The sequence below is a fragment of the Bacteroides sp. 214 genome (genome assembly GCF_010501015.1).
In the GTDB taxonomy this organism is placed as follows: Bacteria; Bacteroidota; Bacteroidia; order Bacteroidales; family Bacteroidaceae; genus Bacteroides.
The window spans coordinates 120,948-145,004 of record NZ_QVML01000013.1 but is presented as its reverse complement, the minus strand read 5'-3'; the positions used below and the strand labels follow the sequence as shown (position 1 = coordinate 145,004).

At 43.5% G+C, this 24,057-nt stretch carries 14 protein-coding genes; 7 read left to right on the top strand and 7 right to left on the bottom strand.

The annotated features are described in order from the left end of the window. Positions 1–759: 759 nt before the first annotated feature. From D0T50_RS10070 to D0T50_RS10040, 7 genes are all read right to left on the bottom strand, one after another. Positions 760–2,898, bottom strand: a complete 2,139-nt coding sequence (locus D0T50_RS10070; protein ID WP_163223406.1) for a peptidylprolyl isomerase — start codon at positions 2,896–2,898, stop codon at positions 760–762. Between the two features lie 111 nt (positions 2,899–3,009). Continuing rightward, positions 3,010–4,266: a hemolysin family protein gene (locus D0T50_RS10065; RefSeq protein WP_163223405.1), complete on the bottom strand. Its 1,257-nt coding sequence runs from the start codon at positions 4,264–4,266 to the stop codon at positions 3,010–3,012. Then, the gene (gene lptC / locus D0T50_RS10060; RefSeq protein ID WP_255490084.1) at positions 4,266–4,922 is read right to left on the bottom strand and encodes an LPS export ABC transporter periplasmic protein LptC; all 657 of its coding nucleotides are present in this window, start codon (positions 4,920–4,922) and stop codon (positions 4,266–4,268) included. The genes D0T50_RS10065 and lptC overlap by 1 nt, the downstream gene beginning before the upstream one ends. 6 nt (positions 4,923–4,928) lie before the next feature. Then, positions 4,929–6,251 (bottom strand): lipopolysaccharide assembly protein LapB, encoded by a 1,323-nt coding sequence (locus D0T50_RS10055; protein WP_163223404.1) that lies wholly within the window; start codon positions 6,249–6,251, stop codon positions 4,929–4,931. A gap of 52 nt (positions 6,252–6,303) precedes the next feature. Further along, complete coding sequence (locus D0T50_RS10050) at positions 6,304–7,566, bottom strand: hypothetical protein (RefSeq protein ID WP_163223403.1); 1,263 nt, start codon at positions 7,564–7,566, stop codon at positions 6,304–6,306. Continuing rightward, positions 7,553–8,284: a type III pantothenate kinase gene (locus D0T50_RS10045; protein WP_163223402.1), complete on the bottom strand. Its 732-nt coding sequence runs from the start codon at positions 8,282–8,284 to the stop codon at positions 7,553–7,555. The genes D0T50_RS10050 and D0T50_RS10045 overlap by 14 nt, the downstream gene beginning before the upstream one ends. Positions 8,285–8,437: 153 nt before the next feature. Next, positions 8,438–9,904, bottom strand: a complete 1,467-nt coding sequence (locus tag D0T50_RS10040; RefSeq protein ID WP_163223401.1) for a catalase — start codon at positions 9,902–9,904, stop codon at positions 8,438–8,440. Between the two features lie 193 nt (positions 9,905–10,097). Between D0T50_RS10040 and D0T50_RS10035 the strand changes: the two genes are divergently transcribed. The 7 genes from D0T50_RS10035 (at position 10,098) to D0T50_RS10005 (ending at position 23,605) form a co-directional block, all read left to right on the top strand. After that, entirely contained in the window at positions 10,098–11,291 is a 1,194-nt protein-coding gene (locus tag D0T50_RS10035; RefSeq protein ID WP_163223400.1) for a DUF4105 domain-containing protein, read from the top strand. Next, positions 11,292–12,875, top strand: coding sequence for an alkaline phosphatase family protein (locus D0T50_RS10030; RefSeq protein ID WP_163223399.1), 1,584 nt, complete (start codon positions 11,292–11,294; stop codon positions 12,873–12,875). Between the two features lie 100 nt (positions 12,876–12,975). Continuing rightward, positions 12,976–16,269 carry a preprotein translocase subunit SecA gene (gene secA, locus D0T50_RS10025; RefSeq protein ID WP_163223398.1) on the top strand — a complete coding sequence of 1,098 codons (3,294 nt, stop codon included), beginning with the start codon at positions 12,976–12,978 and terminating at the stop codon, positions 16,267–16,269. 639 nt (positions 16,270–16,908) lie between these two features. Then, complete coding sequence (locus tag D0T50_RS10020) at positions 16,909–17,997, top strand: DUF6340 family protein (RefSeq protein ID WP_163223397.1); 1,089 nt, start codon at positions 16,909–16,911, stop codon at positions 17,995–17,997. 42 nt (positions 17,998–18,039) lie between these two features. After that, entirely contained in the window at positions 18,040–18,486 is a 447-nt protein-coding gene (locus D0T50_RS10015; protein WP_163223396.1) for a hypothetical protein, read from the top strand. Positions 18,487–18,518: 32 nt separating this feature from the next. After that, positions 18,519–21,377 (top strand): TIM-barrel domain-containing protein, encoded by a 2,859-nt coding sequence (locus D0T50_RS10010; protein WP_163223395.1) that lies wholly within the window; start codon positions 18,519–18,521, stop codon positions 21,375–21,377. Between the two features lie 26 nt (positions 21,378–21,403). Next, positions 21,404–23,605 (top strand): beta-glucosidase, encoded by a 2,202-nt coding sequence (locus tag D0T50_RS10005; protein ID WP_163223394.1) that lies wholly within the window; start codon positions 21,404–21,406, stop codon positions 23,603–23,605. Positions 23,606–24,057: the final 452 nt, after the last annotated feature.

Genomic DNA, 24,057 nt, shown 5'->3' with positions numbered 1-24,057 from the left:
GTTATATAACTGACGAATAAGAATCCATATAAACCTGAGTTTCCTAATAAGGTAGAAAATTCAGACTTAAAGAAATTTTTCTTCCGAACACGACTGGGTAAAACCCCAGGACAATGAACCACCATAAGCAAGAAGTTCTGAAAGAACGGCACTAAAAGGCCAATAGGGTGCCGCTCTTACAGAGCTTGAATTCACGTTGTCGATTCCAAAACCTAGGGCTGCACTCGCTTCGCTCCCTGACCCTAGGCTAAGTATGTCGCGCTGTCAGCGCTTTGACGTTTGAAACACCCTACAATGAAGCCTGATATTGAGATACCCCCTATAACGAAGCCTGATATTGAATATAATTACACCTGCAAGCAGAAGGCTGAAAGCCTGACATATTTTGCCTGGGGTAAAACCCCAGGACAGTGAACCACCATAAGCAAGAAGTTCTGAAAGAACGGCACTAAAAAGCCAATAGGGTGCCGCTCTTACAGAGCTTGAATTCACGCTGTCGATTCCAAAACCTAGGGCTGCACTCGCTTCGCTCCCTGACCCTAGGCTAAGTATGTCGCGCTGTCAGCGCTTCGACGTTTGACACACCCCCTATAACGCCTAATATTGAGATACACCCCCATAACGAAGCCTGATATTGAATATACCTAGGCTAAGTATGTCGCGCTGTCAGCGCTTTGATAATTCACGTGGTCGAGTACAAAAAAAAAGAGGCTATCTCATCATTGTGAGACAGCCTCTTTTTATAATTATATCTGTTGGTTAAAAGAACAAGTAACGGTTGTCTACTACGTTTCCTTTAATATACAAGTCACTGATGTATCTGCTAACTTGTCTTTGATACATTTGTGTCATTGTAGCTTTTTCTTCAACTGCATTGAATTCCTTCGTAGTTGGTTCGGTTTCATAAACCTTCATAGCCACAACACCTGCGTTTGCTTTGATAGGGTTGCTCACCTTTCCTTGTTCGGCAACAGTTGCATACGCACTTACAACGGCTTCGCTTGTGTAAAGTGCTGATACATATGCAGGAACAGAGAAAGAGATATGCTTGATAGTATCAATAACCGCAGCATCCATCGATGCGTATTGCTCAATAGAAGTAGCGTTCAAAGCAGTCATATCAGCGATGATTTTCTCTGCTTTCTTTTCTTTAGCAACTTCGCTCCACAACTGGCTTTGTACTTGCTCAACAGGCACATAACCTTTTGGGGTTATTTCTGACAAACCTACAACTAACAATCTATCGTTATTGCCACATTCGTACAATCTAGATACTTCACCTTTTTTGGCTCCAAAAGACCATCTCAATGCTTCTTTTGAACCACTCAAACCACCGATACCAGATTCTGCACTAGACAACGCCTTTCTTTCAAGCAATCTGTAACCTGCGTCTTCGGCATTCTTATTCATATCGTCAAGAGTAGGATTGGCAGCAATAAACTGGCTAAAGTCATTGTACGCTTTGTTGTATGTTTCAGGACTAAATTCAACTGGTCTTTTAATAACAGCTACTTTATATTTGTCTGTCATTACTTTTCTGTTGGTAACCTGAACTATTACATTGGCAACACCTACGCTCACATTGGTAATTTCATTTACATTCGATGTAGTAATAGCCGAAAGATATTTCAAGTTGTCGCTATCCAATTGTGCACCTTCATAATTGGCCGAGCTAATCCAAGTAGCTTCTGCCGATTGGTTATATTTAGCTGCCAAATCTTCGAACTTAGCGCCGCCTTTCAATGCATTGTAAATACTATCTGCCAAGGTTCTTCCTTTGGTGATGTCTTCATCATACACTTGTATCTGACGGTATTGCACTGAGTCGGGCAAAGTAGCTTTTGCTATTTTCTTGAATGCATTAATGGTATTGTCGCCGGCATTGTAGTAAGGACCGTAAACTTCGCCAATAGCAGCAGAGTCCAAACGCGCCACAACATCAGCAGGGAAGCCTGCTTTCGTATAGAACATATCTACGTAAGGGAAAGTAGAAGCTGCCGAACGAACGATAGCTGCATAAGCAGGAGATTCGTCATTCAATTGTGCCGAGTACTCAATTACTTCGTTTTGAATATTAGTTCTATCGGCATCGCTAGCAGTAACTTGCACATCAATATATTTAATGTCGCGTGTTTCGGCCAACTGTTTGTATTGTTCTTTGCGCTTGTTATATAATTCTTTCACTTCCGACGATTTTACCTTGATAGTAGAATCCGAAACTGAAGAATAAGGAACAGCAGCGATTACTATATTTGATTGGTTGAACTTAGCATCGAAAACAGCTTTTGCTTCAATAGGGTTTGAAGAGATTGACTTTTCAATCAACGAATTGTACTTGTCTGCCAAACGTGATTCGCGGATACTTTTTTCTATATACAACCAAATCTTATGCATAGCATCGTATTGTTCGAGATATTGAGCCGGCAAAGTTGCTCTATCTACACTTGCATATTCTACCAAGAATTTCTTTAATGCATCTTTATCAAAACGACCGGTATTGGGATTGAAAAAAGGAGTATTGGCAAGAAGTGGATGTGTACCTGCATCAATGATTGCCTGTACTTCGGTATCTGTTACTGCAAGCCCAATCTTCTTTGCTTCGTCAGCAATCAATTTATTGTTTACATATACATTCCATACTTGGTTCTTCACACTCTCTGATTGCTCTTCGGTCAAGCTGTTTAGGTTATTACTCAACTTCACCATTTCGGTAAACTCTTCAACCAACTGCTGATATTCTTGAGCAGAGATAGTTTTACCGTTGATTTCACCTACATCTTGTGTTGGAGTAGGCTGAAGTACTTTCCACGCATCACCCGCGATAAAAGCAAACAAAGCCAAACCGATTACAATAATCAGCAATGGACCTTTCGAACGAATTTGTTGTAATGTTGCCATTTTATTTTAAGTTATAATTATTTTCGTTAGTTATTTTAATAAATAAAAGCGCACGAAGATACAAAAAATGCGAATATACTCACATCTATTAAGTAAAAATATCGTAGAAAATCACTCCAAAACCTTCATTCGCACCAATTCTATCTTTGTTGCAGTTACTTTTATAATCTTAAATTGATAATTACCAATAGTTATCAGTTCATGCAGTTTAGGAAAACTTTGGTAGTGATTTAGTATTAACCCGCCCACAGTCATGTACTCATCGGATACAGGCAACTCCAGATCAAACGTTTCGTTTACCTTCTCAATCTCTAACCGCGCGGCAAGTACATACTCATCATCGCTTATTTTCTTGCATATATGCGAAGTATTATCGTGTTCGTCCTCTATATCGCCGAAGATTTCTTCGACTAAGTCTTCGAGTGTTACAATGCCCGATGTACCACCAAATTCATCTACCACCACCGCGATAGTCCTTTTTTCCTGCATGAAATCCTTCATCAGTTTATTGGCAGCCATCGTTTCGGGAACCACGGCAATATCTTTAATACCTTTTTTCCATTCATTGGGATTTCTGAATAACTCCGACGAATGAATATATCCTACCACATTATCTATGTTTCCATCGCAAACGATAATCTTGGAGAGTCCGGTTTCGACAAATTTAATCGTCAATTCCTCAAGAGGAGTAGTAATGTCCACCGAAATAATTTCGGTTCGTGGCACAATACAATCGCGTATCTTAACGCTCGAGAAGTCGAGCGCGTTTTGGAATATTTTCACTTCCGCATCCAACGCATCCTGATCATCCGCATTATCAATACCTGTCTGTACGAAGTAGTCTAAATCTACTTTTCCAAAAGCTTTAGCCGAAGCCTCTTTGTTAACCCGTACGCCAATCAGACGAAGGAGCAGAGAAGATATACCTGAGGCTAATTTTGAAATAGGGAAGAGAACAACATAAAAAAGACAAAGAGGAAATGCCATAGCATTCAGCACTTTGTTGGGGTTGATTCGGAATAAGGTTTTAGGAAGAAACTCGCCGGTTACCAGGATTATCAGGGTAGAAATAATAGTTTGCACCAATACCAGCAGAAATTGATTCTCAATCAAACCGGCAAGCAGGTTCTTTTCTATCAATTGCGCCATCAGTATACCATAAACAACCAATGCGATATTATTACCCACAAGCATCGTTGAGATAAAATCATTGGAATGGCGGAAGAAGTATGAAAGTACTTTCGGAGTCAAACCATTATCTTTCTCCATCTCAAAGCGTAACTTATCAACCGAGACGAAAGCGATCTCCATGCCCGAAAAGAAAGCGGAAAGGAGAATTGTTATCAATATTTGAACTAGAATATCCATTAGCGAATTGTGTCGGGTAATATAGCAATTGTATCGGGTAATATTGGCGGAATCGTATCTTGTGGCGTTGATCCTTGTTCATTATCATCAACATAGAAAATACCCGAAATGTTGTGTATGCGATAGTCTGTCATTTGCTGATCGGACTCAAAACCATAGCCGGTAATAATACGGTCTGTCTGCTCTATGCGGATAAAACGATCGGAATAGACTTTCCCCGTTTTTTCATTCCAGAAAAGCAAGTCAGTATCAAACTGCTCTCCTTTTATGTTCTGTATATGCACTTTACTCCGCAGTTCCCACAATTTATCCTTATCGAAATAGTAGGCGGTATCTGCTTTGATGCTGGCATCCACCCGGAACAAGGAATCAAATTTCTCTACGTAAACCCCTTTTTCAAAAGACCAATAGGATGGTTTCTTACGATCGAAGACTAACCACTCTTCAGTATCAATACGATAGCGGGTAATTCCGGAGTCGGACACAAAGGAAGTAACCCCCAATGTCTCGAGCATGGGCAATGAATCTCTTTCGTTTATCGCCTCTCCCAGGTCTTTCTTTTTACCTGCGCAGGAGCTAAACGAAAGAAGCATAACAACTGCCAATAAGGCAATTGTTATGCTCTGTTTCTTTTGAATCAGTTTACCGTTATACAAATGTATTTATCTGATTTTTGTTGTTTCACCAATCCAACCACCAACAGTTACTGTATCACCAACTTTATAGCCTAGCATAAACAGCTCGGATGCAGCAGGTGTATGTGGAGAATATGCTCTAATCAATTCGTTTGCTTCATCGGCTACCGAAGAATCGACAGCTTTTGCACGTTGCAATTTGTCAATAACAACGAAGTATGTACATTTGTTCAATGCCGATTCGTCGCTCCATTTGTAGTTGGCAGCATACAGTCTGGCAATCAAGATATAAGGTGCGCCATAATTACCATTTATATTGATAGCTTTTTGCGCGTATGCTCTTGCCTGACCAAATTTGTTAACTGAAGAAAGAACAACAGCCACTTTGTAAGCATATTCTGCCTTTACAACGTCATCATCTTCCAACTCTATTGCTTCGTCAAAGAACTTCACAGAATCATCAACATCACCTTTCTTATATGCCATGGCAGCACATCCGGCAGCAGCGCCAGCAGTAGGTTCTATTTGATACGAATACAATGAAGCTTGGAAGTAAGCGTCAGACTCTGTACATTTCATCATACGCATAATTTCGATAACTTTCTTCAAGTACTCCAAATCTGTTTTGTTTTCTTCTACTTTAGGTGCGTAAATTGCTTGCAAAGACTCACAGTCGGCAGCACCACTATTAATGAAAAGAGCTACCAAATTGTCTTTAGTTGCTACGAAACTTTGTTTTACATTTTCTCTGTCTGTGTTAGCAATAGCTTCGTCGGCCCATTGAGAGGCGTTCAGGTAATCCTGAATAAATACTTCGCTATGCGAAGGATCTGCCTTCAACTTATTGTAAGAAGATTGCAAGAAGTAGAACAACAACGCAGCCGATGTTTTACTTTGCTCTACCGACACACTCTCTTTCAGCCAATTGTAAGCTACATTCGCATCTACTTCAGGAGCAAATTGCAAGTAATCCAATGCTTTCATACCTGTAGAACGAGCAACAGAACGGATTCCTTTTGCTTTTTTCTGCAATTCAGGTGTATACTCCATTAACTGATCGTGTGCTGCCATCAGTTCATCAAAGTATGCTTTGTACTCGGGTGTTCCTTTGGTTGTTTCTTTCTCTAGAAAATACTTTAGAATATCAAATCCATCGGAGTAGGTGTAATAACGAAGCGTAGGACAATCCTTCATCACTTCTTTCCATGGTAAGTAAGCGTCTTTGTAATTACCCGCTTTCACTGCTTCGTGTGAGATGCTACTATTTGAGTTGCAATTCTCTGTTTGCGCAAAAGTCGTCAGCGCAAACCCGGATAAAAACAAACTTGCTATTAAGGTCTTAATTCTCATCGCTTATTGGTTTTTTAGTTCAAAAATATGTTTCTTATGTTTATTAGACTATTTAATGTACCTTTAGTTTAGCGAACCAACGTTCATTAAATGTTATTCCTATGTTAATTCGCAAATATTTTTCGTCGAGCAGGTTGTTTCTTTGTCCTGTTACCTTGGCATATTGTGCCGATAGGTTTATTATAGAACGTGATCTTATCAACGGTATTGCCACCCCTGCCGATACTCCAAATTCTTTTGCAGCTCTAAATGTTTCTCCGCCATCGCCTTGTGCTTTATAATAGGGTGATGAAACATAAGCTCCGGCACGATACTTCAAACTTGAGAAGAAGCTTCTACCTACAAAACTAGGCAAATACTCAACACCTAAAGAGATTTTCGAGTAATCACAGAATGATTTTTTAGCATCCATATAGGTAGCGTCTCCCCATTGTTGCAAGGCGTAATCAATACCCACCATCAACCTTTCATCGTACTTATAGGTAAAACCTATAGCAAAACTATTAGGAGTTTCAAAAGTAGCAATCGTATCTTTTTGTACGGTTGTACTCGAAACCGTTGATACATAAGTATCGTTGTTCAAACTATTTTTAGGAGTAAAGGTGGCTCCCACTATTATTTTATTCTTTTTATTAAATCGGTGTTCGTACTGCGCGCCAAAGTCAAACTTCACGTCTCTGATGTTTGTATTGGTTTCTTCAACGAACGAATTGGCTCCCGATGTAGTGGATGAAAAAATCACCGAACGTGTCTTGGATATTTCTCCCCACAGGAAAGAAGCATTGGCACCAACCGAGAATCCCTTGAAGAGATTCATTCCAACTCCGGCAAGAACCTGATGCAAACCTCCATCACCATAATAAGATATTACATGATTACCCGTTGCGTCCTCCGAGTCGGTTATAGATTGTTGCAGATTATAACCCACATTAGAATAAGGCAACAGTCCTAATGTAAAAGCCAAGCCTCTGCGTAAGCGAAATTGCATTGCCACATAGTCAAAGCTGGAGTTTTTAGCATTTATCTTTGTTGTTCCATCACTAAAGTTGGTATTCTGCAGGGTGAAACCCATATCAAACAGAAAAGTCAGGGAGTCTATCGCAGTATAAGATGCCGGATTTGTAGGATTGATATGCAATCTATCTCTTACGCCAACTGCCAATCCGCCCATTGCTTTACTATTCCCAAACCCTTGATCGGATAATTGCCCGTATCCATAGCGGGTGTAGGGGGAATTTGTATTGTTTTGAGCAAACACAGTTCCCGATAATACCGCGAGCAAAAGCACACATATTATCTGTTTAATTTTCACCATTATTATAGTTTAAAATTCTATTCAATCCCTTTAATACTAAAAAAGTGTCTGCAAAGATGACATTTTTTAGGCTCGTATCAAAAGAAAAATGATTTCCGCCCGTTAAAAAAACCAAAAGGTCTGGATATTTGCGCTTTAGAGTTGTAATATAGCCTTGAATTTCGTATTCAATTCCTTTCAAGACACCGGCTCTGATTGCCGTGTCGGTATTATGGCCCAACAAAGGTAATTCCCCCTCTGAAGCTACAAGTGGAAGCTTACCCGTGTAGTGGTTTAATGCTTTGAAACGAACCTCTACACCCGGAGATATATTGCCACCATGATATTGTCCTTTAGCGTCTATAAACTCAAAAGTAATAGCAGTGCCGGCATCTATCACCAGTATATCTCTTCCGGGATATTGTTCATTGGCTGCGATTACTGCTGCTATCCTATCGGCACCAAGCGTCTCTGGCGTTCGGTATAAATTGATTACAGGCAGCTTAGTCTCTTTATTAAGCCAAATGATGGGTATGTTTATTTGATTGACTTGTTCAATTGCAGCCTCAGACAAATTTACCACACTGGCTATAATGCCACTATTTACCGGATATACCTGACAAAGTTCGAACAATGTTTTCAGTGCGCAACCTTCTTCTACAGCTACATGCACAAGCTCTTTTCCCTCGAAGAAAGCTATCTTCGAAGAACTATTTCCGATGTCAATTATAAGATTCAATGGCGCGCGTTATTTGTATGAATTACGGGCACAAAAGTAGCAAGAAAAACAACGCAAGTCTACATCCTGCTCTGTTTTCTTTCACTTAAAAGAAAAGGTCGCAACCCTTATCGGTTACGACCTTTCCTATTATTATATGATTCCTTTCCGGACTTATCGAGTAGCCTTCAGCGCTTCCTCCAAGTCAATGCCTAATGCCCGGGCTACACCGGTACCGTAGGCAACATCGGCTTTGTAGCAGTTGCGCACGTGGCGTTGCTTGATAAAAAGTTCAGCATCGCCCATGGCTCGAGCTGTGTTCTCGCATGTCAATTGCTGCTCGGCGACAGGCATCAGACGAAACAGATCGCCGGGCTGGCTGTAGTAATCATCATCGTATTCGCGCTCGTTGTAATTGTAGGCATCGCCATGAATAGCCAAAGGCGGTTCTTTTTTATCAGGAGAATCTTGCCATTCGCCATAGCTATTGGGCTCGTAGCTCTTGGTACCACCATAATTGCCATCTACCCGCATGGCACCATCGCGATGGTAGGCATGAAACGGACAACGAGGCTTGTTCACCGGAATCTGCTCTGCATTTACACCCAAGCGATAACGTTGAGCATCACCATAAGAAAAGAGGCGACCTTGCAGCATTTTGTCGGGAGAGAAGCCAATTCCTTCTACAATATTCTGTGGATTGAAGGCAGCTTGCTCTACTTCGGCAAAATAGTTTTCGGGGTTGCGGTTCAGTTCTAAGACACCTACATCTTGCAACGGGAAATCTTTGTGCGACCATACTTTGGTCAGGTCGAAAGGATTGATGCGATAGCTGTCGGCTTCCGCTTCGGTCATCAACTGAATTTGAACTTTCCACTTGGGGTAGTCGCCCTTTTCAATGCTTTCATACAAATCGCGCTGATGCGACTCACGGTCTCGGGCAATGATAGCTTCAGCCTCTTGGTCGGTGAGGTTCTTAATACCCTGCAGGGTACGCAAGTGAAACTTCACCCAGATGCGTTGGTTGTCGGCATTGATAAAGCTATAAGTGTGGCTACCAAACCCATGCATGTGACGATAGGAATAGGGTATGCCTCGGGGACTCATGGTGATGGTAACTTGGTGCAGCGCCTCTGGCAGCAGGGTCCAGAAATCCCAGTTACTATTCGGGCTGCGCATATTGGTACGAGGATCTCGCTTAATGGCATGGTTCAAATCGGGGAATTTCAACGGGTCGCGCAAGAAGAAGACGGGGGTATTGTTGCCTACTAAATCCCAGTTACCCTCTTCGGTGTAGAACTTCATAGCAAAGCCACGTATGTCGCGTTCGGCATCTGCAGCACCACGTTCACCGGCTACGGTAGAGAAACGCACAAAGCACTCGGTTTGTTTGCCCACTTGGGCAAAGATGGCGGCACGGGTATATTTGGTAATGTCGTGCGTCACAGTAAAGGTACCGTAAGCACCGGACCCTTTGGCGTGCATACGTCTTTCGGGGATTACTTCGCGGTCGAAGTGTGCCAGTTTCTCCAAAAACCAAGGGTCTTGCATCAATATCGGCCCTCGTTGTCCGGCAGTTTGGGTGTTCTGATTGTCGGCAATTAAGCGTCCATTAGCAGCGGTCAGTTTTTTCTTTTCCATATCATTGGGATTAGTTAGGTAAATAATTCTATTTAAGGGTATAACAAAGGAGATGAGCTTTTGGTTTAACATACAAAGTTTTTGAATGAAGAAGGGTTAATTAAACTGCTCCACGCCCACAATATTGAGGTTGAGTGACGGAATCATTTTATTTTATACCTTTGCCACACTATTATGTAATAATATGTTTGTTATGACATTCAATAAATACTTTTATTACTCTCTTTTCTCTTTATTACTCCTCTCCATGCACACAGGCAGTGCACGGAGCAATAACACAACAAGCGACTCTATCAGGCTAAGTTTGCTTACCTGCGATGCGGGAGAAGAGATTTATTCGCTCTTCGGACACACGGCCATCCGCTACGAAGTACCCGAGAAAAGTATTGATTACGTCTTTAATTATGGTGTATTCAGCTTCAATACGCCCAATTTCGTGATGCGATTTGTGCGGGGCGAAACAGATTACATGCTGGGCGTATCGAATTATAGCAACTTTGCAGCCGAGTATGCCTTTCGTGATAGGTCTGTGTGGCAACAAGAGTTAAACCTTACGCAGATAGAGAAAGAAAGACTGGTACAGCGGCTCATTGTCAATGCGCAACCCGAAAATCGCACGTATCGTTACAACTTCCTATACGATAACTGCGCCACACGCGTACGCGATATAATAGAGGATTGCATAGATGGCAAGGTATTGTATGCCGAAGAGAATCTGCGTAAATCATTCCGCCATATTATACACGAGTACTCCAAGAATCACCCTTGGGATCGCTTTGGCATGGATCTCTGTTTAGGCATAGAGGCAGACAAGCCCATTACATACCGCGAAGAGATGTTTGCTCCTTTCTATTTAATGAACGCCTTTGAGTGCGCCACTATAACAAACAAGCAAGGAGAAAAGAGAAAGTTAACAGCAGAAGCAACCCTTGTAGTGGAAGCCGAAGCACAACTCTCCTCCCCTCCTTTCTTCACCCCGCTGCGCACGAGTTTGCTTTTCTTTATATTAATAGCTTCTGTTACAATCTATGGATTGCGCAAAAGAAAGAGTTTGTGGGGCATAGATGTACTGATTTTTGCGCTTTTTGGCTTAGCGGGATGCGTCATTGCATTTTTAACTTTCTTCTCCGAACATCCTGCGGTTAGCTCCAACTACCTTATTATATTGTTTCATCCGCTGCACTTGTTATTGCTTCCTTTTTTCATCCGAAAGGAGAGAAAGCAGAAAAGAAGCTGTTACCATGTAGTAAACACAGTCGTTTTAACCTTTTTTATATTGCTTTGGGCTTTAATACCCCAACAATTCGACTTCGCTGTATTACCTTTGGCACTCAGTTTGCTGACACGCTCGGGTAGCCATTTGGTTTTGACATACAAGGAAAAATAAATGAGAGGATTACTTACATCACTTCTTACACTGCTAACGTTTACCGGATTGCAGGCTCAAGCGCCGCAATCAACTCCTCGTGTTGTGGTAGGATTAACGATAGATCAGCTCCGTTCCGATTACCTGGACGCTTTCTCCGATCTCTTCGGCGAAAAAGGTTTCAAGCGATTACAACGAGAAGGGCTTATATATAATAATGTAGAGTATCCTTTTGCCAATATTGACCGAGCCTCCGCTATTGCTTCTATTTACACAGGGGTTACGCCCTCTGTCAATGGAATTGTCGGATCCGAATGGCTGGACAACACCTCCTTTCGCCCCATCAATTGTGTGGAAGATTCTGGTTTTCTCGGATTCTATACACTGGAGAACTCTTCGGCTACCAAGTTATTAACTTCAACCATTGCCGACGAGCTTAAAATAGCAACACAAGGTAAAGCCATCGTCTACTCCATCGCGCCTTTCAGAGACGCGGCAATCTTCGGTGCCGGACATGCCGGAGACGGTGCTTTCTGGCTGAATGAGATGACGGGGAAGTGGTGCGGCACAACTTACTACAATGAATTCCCGTGGTGGGCAAGTCAATACAACGAACGCAAAGCTCTCGATTTTCGAATAGCCGACATTGTTTGGACACCCTACGTACCGGTACAAGCCTATACCTACTTACCCAATAACGGGCAAAAGGACTTCAGACACAAGTTTGATGAAGGCAATCGCTATAAATACAAACGCATCGCAACCAGCCCGTTCATCAACGATGAAATAAACACATTGGTTGGAGAGATGCTAACGAACAGTTCGATAGGCGTCGACAGTACAACCGACTTTTTGTCACTTACCTACTACGCCGGCAGTTACGACAATGAAAGCGTAACGAAGTATCCGCTGGAGATGCAAGATGCCTATGTAAGATTAGACAGAAGCATTGCCCAGCTTCTGGAGGTATTAGATAAAAAAATTGGTTTACAACACGTATTACTTTGCATCACCTCTACCGGATACGTCAATACCGACGAAGCCGACGAAGAGAAATACAAGATACCCGGTGGAGAATTCTACCTGAACCGCTGCGCAGCGCTGCTCAACATGTACCTCATGGCTACTTATGGCGAAGGACAATATGTAGATGCTTACTATAACCAACAAATATACATCAATCACAGCCTTATTGAGCAAAAGGGGTTGGAGCTGTCCGAAGTACTTTCAAAGGCTGCCGACTTCCTGATTCAGTTCAGTGGAGTAAACGAGGTCTATTCCTCATACCGATTGTTACTTGGTGCTTGGACACCGGATATTCATCGAATAAGAAACTCCTATCATCGTAAACGTTCGGGAGACCTGATTATTGAAGTACTACCCGGGTGGACTATAAAAAATGAAGAAACATACGAGAACCATACGGTAAGATACGGTTCTACACCTATGTCGCTTGTGTTCTTTGGGTATTCGGTAAAACCGGAAACAATTACTACACCCATCACAACCAACCACATTGCCCCTACCCTCACACGCCTGATGAGGATAAGAGCTCCGAACGCATGCACCACAAGCGCATTGCCCGTACACGGCAATCACCGCTAGTCCTCGTAAAAACAAGGAGCAAAGTATACGATAATCAGCAATTTAATGTAACTTTGCGCCGAAAAATCTTTAAGTAAATAATAAAATCAGATAGATAATCATGGGATTTAATGAATTCATTGGCAAGCTTTTTGGAAATAAAGCTACACGAGATATGAAAGATATCCAACCTTGGGTCAACAAGATAAAGGAAGCATATCCAAGAATAGAGAAGTTGGACAACGATGCTCTACGTGCCAAAACGTTAGAACTAAAACAATACATACAAGAGGCTGCCGCTACACAACGTGTTAAGCTCGAAGAGTTGAAAGCAAGTGTAGAAGGCATAGAGATGGAAGACCGTGAAGAGGTCTTTGCCCAAATAGATAAATTAGAAAAAGAAATTGTTGAAACATACGAGAAAGCACTGGACGAAGTATTGCCCGACGCATTCTCTATTGTAAAAGAAACCGCCCGCCGTTTTACCGAAAACGAAGAGATAGTGGTAACTGCTACAGAATTCGACCGTCACTTGGCTGCTACGAAAGACTTCGTTCGCATAGAAGATGACAAAGCCATCTACCAAAACCACTGGATAGCAGGAGGAGCAGAGATTACCTGGAACATGGTTCACTACGACGTACAGTTGTTTGGTGGTGTAGTGCTCCACAAAGGTAAAATTGCGGAAATGGCAACAGGAGAAGGTAAAACACTGGTTGCTACCCTTCCGGTTTTCCTTAACGCACTCACAGGAAATGGCGTACATGTAGTTACAGTGAATGATTATCTTTCCAAGCGTGACTCCGAATGGATGGGACCACTTTATATGTTTCACGGCTTAAGTGTAGATTGCATCGACAAACACCAGCCCAATTCAGATTCTCGCCGTCAGGCATACTTGGCAGATATTACATTCGGAACAAACAACGAGTTTGGCTTTGACTACCTGCGCGACAATATGGCAATCAGTCCCAAAGACTTGGTACAACGCAAGCACAATTACGCAATCGTCGATGAGGTTGACTCCGTGTTGATTGACGATGCGCGTACTCCGCTTATCATTTCCGGGCCGGTACCCAAAGGAGAAGACCAACTATTTGAGCAACTCCGCCCCTTAGTAGAAAAGTTGGTTGAGGTACAAAAAGGATTGGCTACCAAATACCTCACAGAAGCCAAACGTCTTATTGCCTCAGATGACAAGAAGCAGGTAGAAGAGGGATTCCTCGCGCTATACCGCAGTCACAAAGCATTGCCTAAGAACAAAGCACTTATCAAATACCTAAGTGAACAAGGTATCAAAGCGGGAATGCTGAAAACCGAAGAAATCTACATGGAACAAAACAACAAACGTATGCACGAGGTTACCGACCCGTTATACTTTGTTATTGATGAAAAGATAAACAGCGTAGACCTTACCGACAAAGGTATAGACCTGATAACCGGAAACGCAGAAGATAAAACATTATTTATCCTTCCTGATATTGCTTCCGAGATGTCGGAGTTGGAAGGAAATCCCGACCTGACTGAGGAACAAAAGCTCGAGAAGAAGGACGAAATGATGACCAACTATGCCATTAAGTCCGAACGTGTGCACACCATCAACCAATTGTTGAAAGCCTATGCCATGTTCGAGAAAGACGATGAATACGTGGTTATTGACGGACAAGTAAAGATTGTGGATGAGCAAACAGGACGTATCATGGAAGGTCGCCGTTACTCCGACGGTTTGCACCAAGCCATCGAAGCCAAAGAACGCGTAAAGGTAGAAGCCGCCACACAAACCTTTGCTACAATTACGCTGCAGAATTATTTCCGTATGTACCACAAACTTTCGGGTATGACCGGTACGGCAGAAACAGAAGCAGGCGAATTTTGGGACATTTACAAGTTGGATGTGGTAGTTATCCCAACCAACCGCCCCATAGCCCGTATCGACATGAACGACCGCGTTTACAAAACAAAACGCGAAAAATACAAAGCCGTAATCGAAGAGATTGAAGGACTGGTCAAAGCCGGTCGTCCGGTACTGGTAGGTACCACTTCGGTAGAAATATCGGAAATGTTTAGCAAGATGCTTTCCATGCGCCACATAGAGCACAACGTACTGAATGCGAAGCAACACCAACGCGAAGCGGACATTGTAGCGCAAGCCGGTGCCAAAGGTATCGTTACCATTGCTACCAATATGGCAGGTCGTGGTACCGACATCAAACTAAGCCCAGAAGTGAAAGCTGCGGGCGGTCTTGCCATTATCGGTACCGAGCGCCATGAATCACGCCGCGTAGACAGACAGTTGCGTGGTCGCGCTGGCCGTCAGGGAGACCCGGGTTCTTCTATATTCTTCGTTTCTCTGGAAGACGATTTGATGCGTTTATTCTCTTCAGACCGTATTGCTTCAGTTATGGACAGACTCGGTTTCAAAGAAGGCGAAATGATTGAGCACAAGATGATTTCCAACTCCATCGAGCGTGCACAGAAGAAGGTAGAAGAAAACAACTTCGGTATCCGTAAGCGTCTGTTGGAATATGACGACGTAATGAACAAACAACGTACGGTTGTTTATACCAAGCGTCGCCACGCACTTATCGGCGAACGTATCGGTATGGACATTTCGAATATGATTTGGGATAGATGCGCCAATGCTATCGAAAACAACGACTACGAAGGTATGAAGATGGAATTCCTGCAACTCTTTGCTATGGATGTTCCTTTCAGCGAAGACGAACTGCGTAGCGAAAAGAAAGAGGCACTGGTTGAGAAAACGTTTGAAATAGCCATGTCTAACTTCAAACGCAAAACCGAAAAGATGGCACAGATTGCTAACCCAGTCATCAAACAGGTATATGAAAATCAGGGACAGATGTACGAGAACATCATGATACCAATTACCGATGGCAAACGCGTGTACAACATTTCGAGTAACCTGAAGAGTGCTTATGAAACAGAGTGTAAAGAGGTCGTTAAAGACTTTGAGAAATCCATTCTGCTTCATGTTATCGACGAGTGCTGGAAAGAAAACTTACGCGAGCTTGATGAACTGAAACACTCTGTACAGAATGCCAGCTACGAGCAAAAAGACCCATTGCTGATTTACAAATTGGAGTCGGTAAACCTGTTCGACAATATGGTGAACAAACTCAACAATCAAACAGTTTCTGTCTTAATGCGCGGACAAATACCTATTCAAGAGCCCGGACAGGTACGTCAAGCAGCTCCCGAAAGGAGACAGGATATGAGCAAATACCGCGAATCCAAACAAGACCTGACCGATCCGAATCAGCAGGCTGCGGCACAACGAGACACACGCGAAGTAAGACGCGAACCGGTACGTGCCGAAAGAACAGTAGGGCGCAATGACCCATGTCCTTGCGGAAGCGGTAAAAAATTCAAAGCTTGCCACGGACGTAACGCGTAAATAACAGCGTGTAGTTAGTACTATAAAGTAGTACATAGAAATAAAGAAGCTGAGGGTGTGTCAAAAACGACACACCCTCAGCTTCTTTTATAGTTATCTGCAAGCAGAAGGCTGAAAGCCTGACATATTTAGACTGGGGTAAAACCCCAGGACAGTGACTACCATAAGCAAAGAGTTCTGAAAGAACGGCACTAAAAGCCAATAGTGTGTCGCTCTTACAGAGCTTGAATTCATGTTGGCGATTCCAAAACCCAGGGCTGCACTCGCTTCGCTCCCTGACCCTGGGCTAAGTATGTCGCGCTGTCAGCGCTTCCACGTTTGATACACCCCCTATAATGAAGCTTGATATTGAGATACACCTCCTATAACGAAGCTTGATATTGAGATACCCCCTACAACAAAGCCTGATATTGAGAAAGTTCAGCCTCTTCTTTTGCTTATAGACGAGCCACTGTGAGCCATAAGCAAACGACCCGTGAGCCATAAGCAAACGACTCGTGAACCATAAGTAAACGACCCGTGAGCCATAAGCAAACAGCCCGTGAACCATAAGCAATGAATAATTCAGCATAGATAAATTGCTGTTTTGTAGAAAAAGCGTACATTTGCTTATTCCAACTAAAAGAAAAAGTCCTACGCATGAAGAATATTGTCAGACTTTTATCCCTCTTGATGCTTACTGTTTGCTCCTGTCAAACAGTAGAACAAATCTCTATTGATTATCTTAAACCCGCAGAAATCACTTTCCCTGAGCAAGTTAGGAAGATAGCAGTTGTGAACAACATTAGCGACCAACCCGAGATTAACACTAATGGAAACGACAGTCTGTTGCTTGCTAAAGGCGACTTGTATATAAAAACATCGTCAACGAGATACAAGTGGGGAGATGCCAGAACCGCTGCGGAATCACTCGCGGAAACGATTGCCGAAGCCAATTACTTTGACAAAGTTCTTATTTCGGACTCGGCCCTACGCGCCAACGACATTACCCTCAGAGAGGCAACACTCAGCCAAACAGAAGTTATGGAGCTGACCGATGAGCTGGATGCCGACATGCTGGTTGCGTTAGAAAATGTAGTTATCAAGTACCAACGATCCATCAGGTTTAGTTCCTACGAAGGAGGATATTGGGGAACGACCGACGCACAAGTATTCCCTACCATTAGATTTTACCTCCCCAACCGAAAGACACCATTGGCCTATATCACCTCTACCGACAGCATCTTCTGGGAAGATTTTCAACGTTCGGAAGGCTATCTGCGCAAACAGATGATTTCGGAAGAAGAGTTGGTCAAAGAAGCTTCGGACTTCGCGGGAACGATATTGGTTAAACACTTCACGCCACAATGGGTAACAGCCGATAGATATTTTTTCATAGACAACTCCATCAACATGCGCGACGCTGCCGTGCATGCGCGCGAAAACAACTGGGAAGAAGCAGTCGAACTATGGAAGAAAGCATACGAGGATAAAAGCGAAAAACGAAAAACACGCGCAGCAACCAATATTGCTCTCTATTATGAGATGCAAGACGACTATGAAAACGCGTTGGCATGGATAGCGAAAGCGAAAGAAAAAGGATTTAAAGCGTACAAAATAGACGAAAAACAGATTGCGTTGCAAAGTCAAGAAGCCCAAATTGTACATTATATCGTTACATACGAGAAGGTACTAACAGATCGCCAAGCCGATTACATAAAATTACATCTCCAAATGAATCGATTTTAATCTTTTTTATATATCTTTGAAACACAATAAAAGCAATACTCTATGAAGTTAAGTCAACAATCGCTATCAGAAATTGAATTCACCATCCGAAAAGCACTTTCCGGATATACTGCCGAGAACGAACAGTCCATCATTACCGACATACATATACAGCCCAACCCCAGTTCGGGAGAACTTACTGTATACAATGATGAAGACAAGGAATTGGCAAACAATGTTATCGAAGATTGGCTTTCGTACAACGGTGCCGATTTCTTTAAAGACTGCGAACGAGTGCTGCGCAACATCATAACAACCATGAAAGAGAACGGTGAGTTTGAAAACCTTCCCTTCATACAACCTTACTCATTTGTATTGGTCGATGATGAGAAAGAAACCGTAGCCGACCTGCTATTGATGGACGATGAAACCATGCTGCTCAACGAGGAGCTACTGAAAGGGTTGGACGAAGAGCTGGATGCTTTCTTGAAAGACCTGTTGACAATCTAAACCACTAAAAACACATTATAAATCGACAAAACATGAAAAGCAATCTATGGATGCTGGGATGTTTGTTCTTATTTTCGTGCACTAACCCAAGCTACGAAAAAACAAATGACGGGATTATTGTAACCCTTGAACAGCAACAAACAAGCGACGTAAAGAAAATCAGGCTACAAGTTGTTAATGACAACATTATCCATGTATCAGCCACTCCTAAAAAGCAATTCTCTGCTGAGAAGAGCTTGATTATAGTGCCGCAAAGCGGAAAAACACCTTTTACTGTAGAAGAAACCGACAGTGTACTCACGCTCAAAACAGCCGCTTTGCAGGCTAAACTACATCGCCACACAGGAGAGGTAGTATTCGCCGACTTAAACGGAAATCCTATCTTGCAAGAGCAAGCAGGTGGTGGCAAAACCTTTAAGCCCGTAACCGTAGAAGGAACATCCGCCTACTACATCCGCCAAGTCTTCGAGTCGCCCGATGATGAAGCATTTTACGGACTGGGGCAGCATCAGGCAGACGAGTTTAACTACAAAGGAAAGAACGAATCACTTTTCCAGTACAACACCAAAGTATCTATACCGTTTATCCTTTCCAACAAGAACTATGGCATTTTGTGGGATAACTACGCATTGAGTCACTTTGGCGACCCACGCGAGTATGCACAACTTAATGAAGAGTTCAAACTGTACGACGCGCAAGGCAAAGAAGGAGGGCTAACAGCTACTTACACCCCAGACAAAGAAGGTGTAGCACCCATCGAAAGAATTGAAAACAGCATCTTCTACGAAGATTTGAAATCTGCCAAGAACCTACCACAGGGCTTTCCGCTCAATGGTTCCAAGGTGGTGTACAAGGGCGAAATAGCCGCCAACGAAAGCGGAGTCTATCGCTTCCATCTATATTATGCAGGTTACGTAACGGTCTATTTCGATAACACTCCCATTGTTCCCGAACGCTGGCGTACTGCATGGAACCCCAACAGCTATAAGTTTGTTGCGGATCTCCCTGCCGGCAAACGAATCCCCATCCGTATAGAGTGGCAACCCGATGGTGGAGAGTCGTATTTAGGGTTGCGTGCCCTAAGTCCTGTATCCGATGAGCAGCAAAATAAGCTCTCCATAGATAGCGAGATGGGTAACGAAATAGATTACTACTTCATCAATGGCAACAATATGGACGAAGTAATCAGCGGTTACCGCACCCTCACCGGCAAAGCACCCATCATGCCCAAATGGGCAATGGGGTACTGGCAGAGTCGGGAACGCTACAAAACACAAGAAGAAATCATTGGCGCACTCAAAGAGTTTCGTCAACGACAAATACCTATTGACAACATTGTACTCGATTGGAGTTATTGGCCACAAGACGCATGGGGCAGCCACGAATTTGATGAAGCACGTTTCCCAAGCCCCAAAGCAATGGTAGACTCTATCCATGCCATGAACGCACAAATGATGATTTCTGTTTGGCCCAAATTTTACATCAATACAGAGCATTACAAGGAATTCGACGAAAAAGGCTGGATGTATCAACAAGCTGTGAAAGATAGCATACGCGACTGGATTGGTAAAGGTTACATAGGTTCTTTTTATGATGCCTATGCCGAAGGTGCACGCAAACTATTCTGGCAACAGATGGAGGAGCACCTTTATCCGTTGGGCATTGACGCTTGGTGGATGGACGCCAGCGAGCCCAATGTACGCGACTGCACCGATATGGAATACCGCAAAGCACTCTGCGGCCCTACTGCGCTTGGCCCTTCCACACAGTATTTCAACGCATACGCTTTAATGAACGCGCAAGCTATTCACGAAGGGTTGCTTGCTACCGACCCCAATCGTCGCATCTTCCAACTTACCCGTTCGGGCTTCGCAGGGTTACAGCGTTATTCCACTGCTACTTGGAGTGGCGACATCGCCACCCGTTGGGAAGACATGAAAGCGCAAATCTCCGCAGGGCTCAACTTTGCCATGAGTGGTATTCCATACTGGACAATGGACATTGGAGGCTTCTGCGTAGAGAAGAGATTTGAGAAAGCACAACGCGACTTCAACAAAACCGGCATAGAGAACGCCGACCTCAAAGAGTGGCGCGAGCTAAACACCCGCTGGTATCAGTTTGGCACCTTTACACCGCTCTTCCGTGCACATGGACAATTCCCCTTCCGCGAAGTGTACAACATGGCACCCGAGAATCATCCCGCCTACAAATCGATTGTAGCATACACCCGTTTACGTTATTCCATGATGCCGTATATCTATTCGTTGGCAGGTATGACCTATCATAACGACTACACCATTATGCGGGCATTAGTCATGGATTTTGGTAAAGACAAAAAGGTAGAGAACATTGGCGATCAATATATGTTTGGTCCCTCACTTATGGTTTGTCCGGTTTACGAATATGGTGCACGTAGCCGTAAAGTTTATTTCCCCGAAACAAGCGGTTGGTATGACTTATACACCGGCAAATACATTCAAGGAGGACAGCAACAAACGGTAAGCGCACCCTACGAACAGATACCGCTTTACATCTGCGAAGGTAGCATCATGCCTTATGGCCCCGACATTCAATACGTAGATGAAAAACTTCCCGAACTTATCACTTTATATGTTTATGGAGGAAAAGACGGTGCGTTTACGCTTTACGAAGATGAGGGCGTAAACTACAACTACGAAAAGGGAAAGTACAGCACAATCTCCATGACATACAACGAAGCTTCGGGCAAACTAACCATTGGCGAACGTCAGGGAGAATATCCCGGTATGCTGCAAAGCCGCGCGTTCAACGTAGTATTCGTTGATAAGAATAACCCCAAACCTTATGACGTTAAGATGGAAGGTATAAAGGTTACTTACAATGGCAATCAAGAAATTGTAAATTTGAGATAGTAAAACACCCATAAAACACGAAAGCGATGAAAAGAATCCTTACTTACGGCCTATTTAGCCTCTTTATAAGCTTTGCCACCGCGCAAACCAAACAAACACCAGTTTACCTGGATGACAGCAAAGACATTGAGCTCCGCGTAGAAGATGCGTTAAAGCGAATGACGCTGGAAGAAAAGATAGCATTTATCCACGCACAATCTAAGTTTAGTTCACCGGGCGTTCCTCGCTTGGGTATTCCCGAACTATGGATGAGCGATGGTCCGCACGGTGTGCGCATGGAGATAGAATGGGATTCGTGGAAACATGCAGGTTGGACAAACGACTCGTGTACTGCATTTCCTGCTTTGACTGCACTCGCTGCAACCTTCAATCCTGAGCTTTCGTTGCTCTATGGGCAATCTCTCGGTGCGGAAGCACGCTACCGCAAGAAAGATGTGATACTGGGGCCTGGTGTAAACATCTACCGCATGCCACTAAATGGGCGCAACTTCGAGTACATGGGAGAAGACCCATTCCTTGCCTCTAAAATGGTAGTACCTTATATAATAGGTGTACAAGAAAACGGTGTTGCAGCGTGTTTGAAGCATTATGCACTCAATAATCAGGAAGTATGGCGCGGGCACATCGACGTGGAGGTTAGCGACCGTGCACTCTACGAAATATACCTTCCAGCCTTCAAGGCAGGTGTTGAAAAAGCAGGTGTATGGTCTATTATGGGGTCGTACAACAAATATCGCGGACAATGGTGCAGCCACAACGAACGACTCGTTAACGATATCCTAAAAGGTGAATGGAAGTTCGATGGCGTGTTCATGACCGATTGGGGAAGCGCACACGACACTAAAGAAGCAGCCCTCTACGGATTAGACCTCGAAATGGGAAGTTGGACAAACGGTCTTAACCAAACCAAAGATTTCGCTTACGACAATTACTACATGGCAAAGCCTTATCTCACTATGTTGCGTAACGGTGAAGTGCCTATGTCTACCCTCGATGAGAAGGTGCGCCGCATGCTTCGTCTTGCTTTCCGTACCAACATGAACAGAAACCGTCCTTTTGGTAGTTTCGCCACACCCGAACATGCAGAGGCAGCACGCCTCATTGGTGAAGAGAGTATTGTATTGATGAAAAACACGAATAACTTCTTCCCGATAGCCAAAGACAGATACAACAAAATTCTCGTAGTAGGCGAGAATGCCACCCGTCCACTAACTATAGGTGGTGGCTCTTCGGAACTTAAGGTAAAGAAAGAAGTCTCTCCACTCGAAGGGCTTATCGATAAGTATGGTGCAGATAAAATCTCCTACACGATGGGATATGGTTCGGGACGTTCTTCGTACGGAAAGGTAATTCCATCACCCTACAATGCAGACTCATTAAGAATCAAGGCATTGGAACTGGCTAAAGATGCTGACGTAGTGCTCTTTATTGGCGGGCTCAACAAGAGTCATGAGCAAGACTGCGAAGCAGGCGACCGCGTTACGTATAATTTGGATTTTAACCAAAACGAACTCATTGAAGAGTTGCTCAAAATAAATAAGAACATAGGCGTTATCCTTATCAGTGGCAATGCTGTAGCTACTTCATGGCTGAACAAAGTACCTGCGCTGATACAATCGTGGTATCTTGGTTCATCGGCCGGATATGCTACCGCCAATGTTATTTCGGGTGAAGTAAATCCATCAGGGAAGTTACCGTTCAGTTTTCCAAAGCGTTTGGAGGACAATGGCGCGATAGCAGGTGGTAGCCTCTCCTATCCGGGCGATAGCATTCGTCAGGTTTACACGGAGGATATTTTAGTAGGCTATCGTTGGCACGACACCAAGAAGATTCCAGCGCAGTTTGCGTTTGGATACGGTTTGTCATACACCACGTTTGAATTTGGAAAAGCTTCTACCGACCAAAAAGAATACGGCAAGGATGATACGATAAAGATTTCCGTAAGCATAACCAACAAGGGTAGTGTAGATGGTGCAGAAGTTGTACAGATATATGCTTCGCAACGCAAGCCGTCGCTTCAACGTCCTGCCAAAGAGTTGAAAGGTTTCCAAAAGGTATTCCTCAAAGCAGGCGAAAGCAAAGTGGTGGAGATTGCCATTCTGGTTAAAGACCTTGCGTACTTTGACGACAAAGCACACACATGGGTGGTAGAAAATGATAAGTTTACGCTACACTGTGGGGCTTCATCGGCAGATATCAGGAGCTCGGTGGTGGTTAATGTGAAGTAATTAAGCTATATTTATATTCAAAGAACAACATATTAGGGCTGAAAGCCCGACATATTCAGCCCAGGGTGAGTGAGTGGAACGAACATAACCCTGGGTTTGGACATGAAAAGTGGAGGGATTAATTAGGGTGCCGCTCTTTCAGAGCTTGAATTCACATTGTTGATTCCAAAACCCAGGGTTACACTCGTTTCACTCGCTCACCCTGGGCTAAGTATATCGCGCTTTCAGCGCTATGGATAGTTTGTCTTACCTATACAGGTACACTATCTTCTACTCCACATAAAGCACTAACACATCTGTTGCATCAGTATTAGTTACTACATCTTCCTATCCCCTACTCAACATAAAGAATTCTACAGGGCTGAAAGCCCGACATATTTAGCCCAGGGTGAGTGAGTGAAACGAACGTAACCCTGGGTTTGGACATAAGAAAATGAATTCAAGCTCTGAAA